Annotated in this window: 8 protein-coding genes; 3 read left to right on the top strand and 5 right to left on the bottom strand. The window is 32.7% G+C overall.

Annotation, left to right across the window (positions count from 1 at the left end; genetic code table 11):
* On the bottom strand, positions 1-615 hold a 615-nt coding region (locus tag COJ96_RS11055; RefSeq protein WP_180230074.1), incomplete at its 3' end, for a replication initiator protein A.
* A gap of 391 nt (positions 616-1,006) precedes the next feature.
* Positions 1,007-1,600 (bottom strand): tyrosine-type recombinase/integrase, encoded by a 594-nt coding sequence (locus COJ96_RS11050; protein ID WP_098573005.1) that lies wholly within the window; start codon positions 1,598-1,600, stop codon positions 1,007-1,009.
* Between the two features lie 311 nt (positions 1,601-1,911).
* Here COJ96_RS11050 and COJ96_RS11045 point away from each other — a divergent pair, with 311 nt between their 5' ends.
* Together COJ96_RS11045 and COJ96_RS11040 are read left to right on the top strand one after the other, a co-directional pair.
* Positions 1,912-2,574, top strand: coding sequence for an ankyrin repeat domain-containing protein (locus COJ96_RS11045; protein ID WP_180230073.1), 663 nt, complete (start codon positions 1,912-1,914; stop codon positions 2,572-2,574).
* A gap of 224 nt (positions 2,575-2,798) precedes the next feature.
* A complete protein-coding gene (locus tag COJ96_RS11040; protein WP_098573003.1) occupies positions 2,799-3,641 on the top strand; it encodes a hypothetical protein in 843 nt (280 codons plus the stop codon).
* Positions 3,642-3,815: 174 nt separating this feature from the next.
* Here the strand turns inward: COJ96_RS11040 and COJ96_RS11035 are convergent, their stop codons facing one another.
* Positions 3,816-4,160, bottom strand: a complete 345-nt coding sequence (locus COJ96_RS11035) for a hypothetical protein (RefSeq protein ID WP_098573002.1) — start codon at positions 4,158-4,160, stop codon at positions 3,816-3,818.
* 88 nt (positions 4,161-4,248) lie between these two features.
* Complete coding sequence (locus tag COJ96_RS11030) at positions 4,249-5,079, bottom strand: phospholipase D-like domain-containing protein (RefSeq protein ID WP_098573001.1); 831 nt, start codon at positions 5,077-5,079, stop codon at positions 4,249-4,251.
* Positions 5,080-5,359: 280 nt separating this feature from the next.
* On the opposite strand from COJ96_RS11030, the gene COJ96_RS11025 reads away from it, so the two are divergent.
* On the top strand, positions 5,360-5,611 hold the full coding sequence (locus COJ96_RS11025; protein ID WP_098573000.1) for a hypothetical protein: 252 nt from the start codon (positions 5,360-5,362) through the stop codon (positions 5,609-5,611).
* 34 nt (positions 5,612-5,645) lie between these two features.
* On the opposite strand, the gene COJ96_RS11020 is transcribed toward COJ96_RS11025, so the two are convergent.
* The gene (locus COJ96_RS11020) at positions 5,646-6,467 is read right to left on the bottom strand and encodes an ATP-dependent DNA ligase (protein WP_098572999.1); all 822 of its coding nucleotides are present in this window, start codon (positions 6,465-6,467) and stop codon (positions 5,646-5,648) included.
* Between the last annotated feature and the right edge of the window lie 168 nt (positions 6,468-6,635).

Below are 6,635 nucleotides of genomic sequence, written 5' to 3'. Positions count from 1 at the left end.
ATTATTTAAGTCATGGTGACTAAAGTTTTTTAAGTCACCAGATTTTCCAACGGTTTCTCCCGGATTTTCCTCGTGACTTAAATTTTTTAAGTCACCAATTTTCTTCGCTCCGGATGTTTTTTGAACCTTTGATTTCAAGTGTTTTTCTTTACGCTTTTTCTCTCTTTTTTCACGGAGCTCAATAATTTCACCAATATAACTCCATTGGTCTGATAGCTTAGATGGCAATAAAACGTAAATTCTATTAGCAGCATCTTTTACCGGATCCTCGTATAACAAACCATAATTGGCCAATTCTTTTTTCGCTTTGATAACAGTCGGCTCAGAACAATTTAATAAATAAATAAGTTCACTATTGTCTGCCAGGATGAATATATCTCCATTTTCATCCTGGTAACTCCTGGTGCCCTCGACTCCGTTTGCATGTGCTTCGGTCTGTTGTTCAAAATACGGAACCTTGCTTCTCAGAAACGAGTATAATATTTTTGCCTTATCCGACATATCTTTGTAAAGAGGGTCAAACATTGTAAACTCAAACAGCTTCAGAAACTTGTCCTCATTTACCCTCTTTCCACTAATTCGTGTTCCTTGCTGCAGTTTCTCTTTTTTACTCATAAAAAAACCTCCCGAAATATTTCCGGAAGGCAACTCGTCAAAACTCATAAAATTATGTACATATCAAATTACCAAAATATAATATTAATTTTACAGTAATATCATATTGCGTAAATTGACCCAAAAAGGGTATAATACAAGTACATTAATTTAATTGCAGTTTGTTTTGACGGAGCGCCAACTCCGGCAAACCTTTCAAAAACTCGATGTTCCCGCATCGGGTTTTTTACTTTTTTAAGTTTGTATCCTTATTATAAAGGATATAGACTTATTGGTAAATGAATAATTTTGAAATTATCGAACAAATTAAAAACAGAGTATTGACAACATCAACATATTGATAATTTTTTGTTGAACATTGTCAATACTTTATCATATGGTGCGACATAATCTACAAATCTAACGAAATATAAACTTTATCTTTTTCCTCTTTGGTAATTCCGATATATCTCAACGTAGTCTGCGAGCTCTCATGGTTCATCATATCCTGGAGCAACGACAAGTCCGTTCCATTTTTGTAAGCATGGTAACCGAAAGTTTTCCTCAGCGTATGCGTACCAATCGCATCTAAAATTCCCACATCTTTAGCAGCACTACTAATCACATCATGAGCATGTTGTCTGGTAATTGGTTGCCTTTTCCCTACCTTCTTTTTTCTGCTGAAAAATAAAGGATCCTCCAAATCAAATTCTCCAATCTGATCTATGTATTCTTTCAATGCTTTTTGAGTTTTTTTCCCCATTGGAAAGTCTTTATACTTTCTGTTTGTTTTATTCCTGGTCTTTTGTTCCAAGATTCTAATTTCGTGAACGAGCTTCCCATCCTTTAAAACATCCCCAAATTTTAAATTCAATAAATCGGAAATTCGCAAACCTGAATTTATTCCTAATGTGAACATGGTAAAATCTCGGATGTTCTGTGATAATAATATCTTTTTCATTACTTCAATCTTCTTTACATCCCTAATCGGTTGGACCGTGCTCATGATGTTGCCCCTTTCAATCTGAATCTTCCGTTGAACCTATTATATGGTAGTTTTTTCAGATTGAAAATAAATAGTTTTTTAGAATCGCTGAAAACATTGATTTAACGGCATTTTGAATCTTACAAAAGTAAATATTGTCAGATTCGAAATATTATCAGGTAACAAAAAAGAGATGCTCAAAAAAATGAACATCTCTTCGTAATTTATTTTTATAATATAAATAGATATGTATTTACAATCCTTCGATAAACCCTTTATGGATTATGATATAATTTTCCTATAGTTTAAATTGTATGAAAAGGGAGATTCAAATGGAAGAACATCTATACCGTCTGAGACAAATCCAACGCTTCCCCATTTACGATAGTGAGAGAATTGTTTGCTGGGATTTCTTTGAACAAAGTGGAATGAATAAAAAATTCGAGAAACAATATAAATATTGGAGAGATGAAAAAGGTTTTTACATGTTAGCAAGCGAAAATTCTTCTAAACGGTCAGGACCAAATAATCCCTTACAGATTTTTAATCTAAAAGATAACCGCGATTTTCGTGTTATTCTAATACTTGAAAAAATTAATTACCGAGATGCTCATTCAATTACCAACGAAAATGATATTCAAAAATTTATCTCAACATATGGACAATCGATATATGATGCTGCAAAACAGTCTAAGAAATTTGATATTTTTGAATTCGAAGATGCATTTAAGAAGAAGGATTATGAAACTATAGAATTAGCAATAAATAATGGTTTGGATATAAATTCTAAGATCGGTATTGCTGGTGAGACACTACTTCATTGTTATGTAATGGAAAATGATCTAGAATCTGTCAAGGAGCTTATTAAACTAGGTGCAGATGTAAATATAAAAAGTAATTCTGGCGTAAGTCCCTTAAGCACGGCAATGACAAAAGGTAATAATGAAATGTATGTAGAGTTGGTCTTAGGTGGTGCGGACCGTTTAGATTATTAAGGATGGAACCGAAATGGTTTCATCCTTTAAATTTATATTAGATGCTTACTTGTTTACAAAAGTTTATGTTAAGTCCCAACCTTGGTACCATCATTTCATGTAATTGATCTTTAAGCAAACCAAGAATTGTGTACCAACAAGGTGCACTATGCAAAAAAAATCCTGAAATTGGAATTTTCTCATGGAAGAATAATATAAGTTGCCATTTACGGGGAGGACAAAAAATGAAAATCTTTCAGTATCAGGGTCAAGAGGAGGATCACTATACAAACATCCTAATGTGTATCTTGGATTACAAAGACCAATTAATTCTTCCTCAGTTTATTAAGGGGTTAATATCTCAACAAGCTACCAATTTCCAATTTTCTTCCTTATCAATACACGTAAGAACAAAATTCTGCCCACAGCCACAAAAACAATATGAATATATCATTGGCATAGCTCCCTACAAAAGTGGAATTACGCATTCGGAATTAGAGGACAATTCTGGTTCTATTCCAGATGCATGGATTTGTGGGAACAATTTTAATCTACTCTTTGAATTTAAAATTAGAGGAGTGTTAGATGAAGGGCAAATATCTGCTCATAAAAGACTGATAAATAAGGAAAATGTTCAAGTTATTCGCCTTACTTGGGACAATGTAATGGATAGCTTAGTAGGAATTGAAACTGATGATGTCATTCTTATTTACCTATTGCAAAATTTTATTAAACTAAAAAATAAATTTGAATCTAAAAGGCGTTCATCTGGAATGCCGAAAGAAGTTATTAGTAGTATAAATAAGAGTAGTGAACTTTATTTTGTCATAACTGGAAGCAAAACACATAAGCCTTACAAAGTAGAAAAGGTCTTCGATGGCAATAAAGAGTTAATAAAAGATGATTTACCAGGAATTACTGCAGCAAGAAGGTTTATTGCTCAATATGTAAATCAAAATAAGGACTTACTTCCTTGTGATTATCAGGGAGATTTAACGGTAATAAATGACTATTGTGTTGCACCTGGAAGAGCAGAAAAAAAGAATATGTGGAATCAATGGAGATTAGGCTCGTTTTTAAAATCCTAAAAGCCCCAATAGATATCATAATAAAATGGATGAAATCATTTAGATTCCACCCTTCATACACAATCTATAATCTTGTAATTTTTATGTGCTACAGCTGTTTTATTTCCTTCAAATGGTGAGCAACCCTTGAGCGTATCCTAATACCAGGATACGCTTTTTCTATTTGCAAATAGTTTATTTTCTCCTAGTTTGAGCAGGTACTCCTTTTTCAACATTGCTTATTTCCCTTTTTATGTGAGACTGAATATTTCTATAAAAACTTGTGGTCATTACTGCTGCTTTTTTGCTTTCTTCAGCATCCGTTTTTTCTAAAAATTTATACAATAAATTCAACTTTTCCTGATGTGAAATAGAAGTATCCCTATCTAAGGACATAATGTAATCATATGTTTTTTGGGCCGGTTCTTTGTCGGCTAGACCTGCACTATATCCCCTTGTATAGCTTGGAGTAAGTGGGGATTTTGACCATCTTTTTAAAAAATAAAAAGCATTCTTGTACTCTTTTTCTTTATCGAGCATATCAATGCCCCCTCTTTTTATTATTAATTCCAAAATTAAAATCATTATTAGCATTAGTATTAATATTGAAATTAAAAAAGACCACAATTTACTTTATTACTTTAATCTGCTTCAACAATTCAATTCTGCCGATGGTTTTATATTGTTCGCTAATAAAACCTATTACATCAATTAAATATGGAAATAGTTCATGAAGATAATTCTTAAATTCCCTAAAAGCAATATCAGGTACATATTTTTCTTCATACAGGTGCATATAAAAAGTAAACCAATCAAAATGGATTTGTACTGGATAACCCGTTTTCCCTAAATATTTTTCTATGTCATCCAAATATCGCAATTGTGGTATTGCTTCTTTTTTTTCATATAATTCATCCATACTTTCTATTTCGCTTAATTCTTTAACCACACTTAATAGTCCTGGTAAAAATTCAAATGGATCAAAACATTCCGGAACATTTGTAAATTCACTTTCTTCAAGCATACTCAAGTAACACTTCTTTATATCTGAAATGATCTCTTTATTGTCAAAAATAACACCACACTCATAATTGTTATTACTCCCGAAACTAAAATTAGCAGAGCCAATAAACGCAAAATCATCCGTAATAAAGAGCTTTGAGTGATTGGTTGTAAGTTTGGCACATAGCACAAAGTTTTTAAATATTTCCTCGACTTCCAATTTATCTTCGTCAGCATGGACCATTTTTGCATACAGTAAGTCAATCCTAACCCCTAAATTCGCAAGATGTGCTAACTTCTGATAGAAACTTTTTTCGTATTGGTTAAAATTAAAATTATATGTCGCTATATAGATAGCTGTTGTCTCTTCATTACATCTTTGCAACAATTCATCCCAAAAATTGGATTCTTTAAAAAAAACCACTTTACCTTCTTGAAATGGTATTTCTTTTTTCATATTTTCCACCCTTCCTACTTAAAGCTCACTAATACTTTTTCTATTTTCTTTACTCACAATCCTGCAACTTCAGTTTGAGTCCAACCCTTCGCACATAAAAAAAAGTCAGAAAATTACCTTATGGTAGCTCAAAGTATTAATATTGATAAAAATGTAGCTCCCCCTTTTCCCATTGGTTAAAGTGAGTGCTACTTTTTTTTTCACGCATTATAACTAATAAAGGAAAAGTAAAATAAAAAATCGAATTAATTAATGAATGATTTTTAGGAGGCGATTGGCAGTGGCAGACAAAGTAAAAATAAGAATAGTGGAACAGGAAGATGGAGATACTTGCCTTAATCATGTTAATTATGTTGGAAAGTTGGTTGAAGTAACAATCCCTACGCATAAGGATTCAAGTGCCATCAATACTTATTGCCCTGAATGTATAAAGGCTTATAAGAAAGCCTTCACATTTGCAGATGAAGCAGCATCAATGGATTCATTTTCTGCAGAATATAATTTCCTTGAAAAAGAAAAAGTTACGAAATAATATAAAGGCAGTCTAATCAATTAGGCTGCCGTTTTTATTTCCACTGTACAAATGAAGGAATCCGGAGAAATCCAGCTTTAGTCAGGTTCCTATACTTCACACGGCAATTTATTGGTTCGATAAAGGTGAATTTATCATCCTCTGTAACGACTTTCTTCTTATTGTATAGGATTTTGCGTTCAGAAGGTGGCATAAATTCCATTAGTCCGGCTGGTTTGCCATCTACAAAACTTAGCAGCAGGCCAAATTCACCTTTTCTCAGTCCTGTAATCATCACATCATCATATTGGTAATTAATCACCTTCAACCATGACTGACTACGTTTCCCCACCTCATAGCGTGAGTCCTTTCGCTTCAGCACAATTCCTTCTAAGCCTTGCTGACGGACCAAATCAAAGTAGGCAGATCCATTACCTTCTATATATTTAACTTTTGCTACTAAACTCGTATCTTGAGTGATAATTTCATCTAATAGCTGTTTCCTATCCATTAATAGGAGTCGAGAAACTGATTTACCCTTATATTGAATAACATCAAAAACCACATAGCTCAAAGTGCAATTTTCTAGGTTGTTTCGTTTTGATTGGAACCTGGACATCATAGTTTCAAAGTCCGGTTTTCCAGATGAATCAGATACAATAATTTCCCCATCTAATACCGTACCATTTGGAATATCTATTGTTAATAATTCCGGAAACTTAGCTGTAACATCATTGTTGTGACGAGTATAAAGCTTTACCTTATTATCAAACTTCGAAAGTATCAGTCTTATTCCATCTAGCTTTAGCTCCGTAATATATGAATCATCATTAAACGGTTCATTTGTTTTTTGTAATAGCATTGGTGAAAAAAACACTCAGACCACCTCAATTTAATTGTACGCCACAATTCAGGGTGGTTCATTGGAATATCATTTACATTTTTGGGATTTTTTATCAGGTGATTAAGCAGAAATATGATTCTCTCTCTTGACTATACTTTATATCTGTGAAAAGATTACATTAAATAATCTTTTAAATAATAT

This window comes from Bacillus sp. AFS073361, from assembly GCF_002567005.1.
Lineage (GTDB): Bacteria > Bacillota > Bacilli > Bacillales > Cytobacillaceae > Neobacillus.
The sequence above is the reverse complement of the archived record's forward strand: the minus strand, read 5'-3'. Positions and strand labels throughout refer to the sequence as shown.

Excerpts from the sequence above, each read along its gene's own strand:
- COJ96_RS11050 (WP_098573005.1), bottom strand. The coding sequence starts at position 1,600 with ATGAGCACGGTCCAACCGATTAGGGATGTAAAGAAGATTGAAGTAATG.
- COJ96_RS11045 (WP_180230073.1), top strand. The coding sequence starts at position 1,912 with ATGGAAGAACATCTATACCGTCTGAGACAAATCCAACGCTTCCCCATT.
- COJ96_RS11040 (WP_098573003.1), top strand. The coding sequence starts at position 2,799 with ATGAAAATCTTTCAGTATCAGGGTCAAGAGGAGGATCACTATACAAAC.
- COJ96_RS11035 (WP_098573002.1), bottom strand. The coding sequence starts at position 4,160 with ATGCTCGATAAAGAAAAAGAGTACAAGAATGCTTTTTATTTTTTAAAA.
- COJ96_RS11030 (WP_098573001.1), bottom strand. The coding sequence starts at position 5,079 with ATGAAAAAAGAAATACCATTTCAAGAAGGTAAAGTGGTTTTTTTTAAA.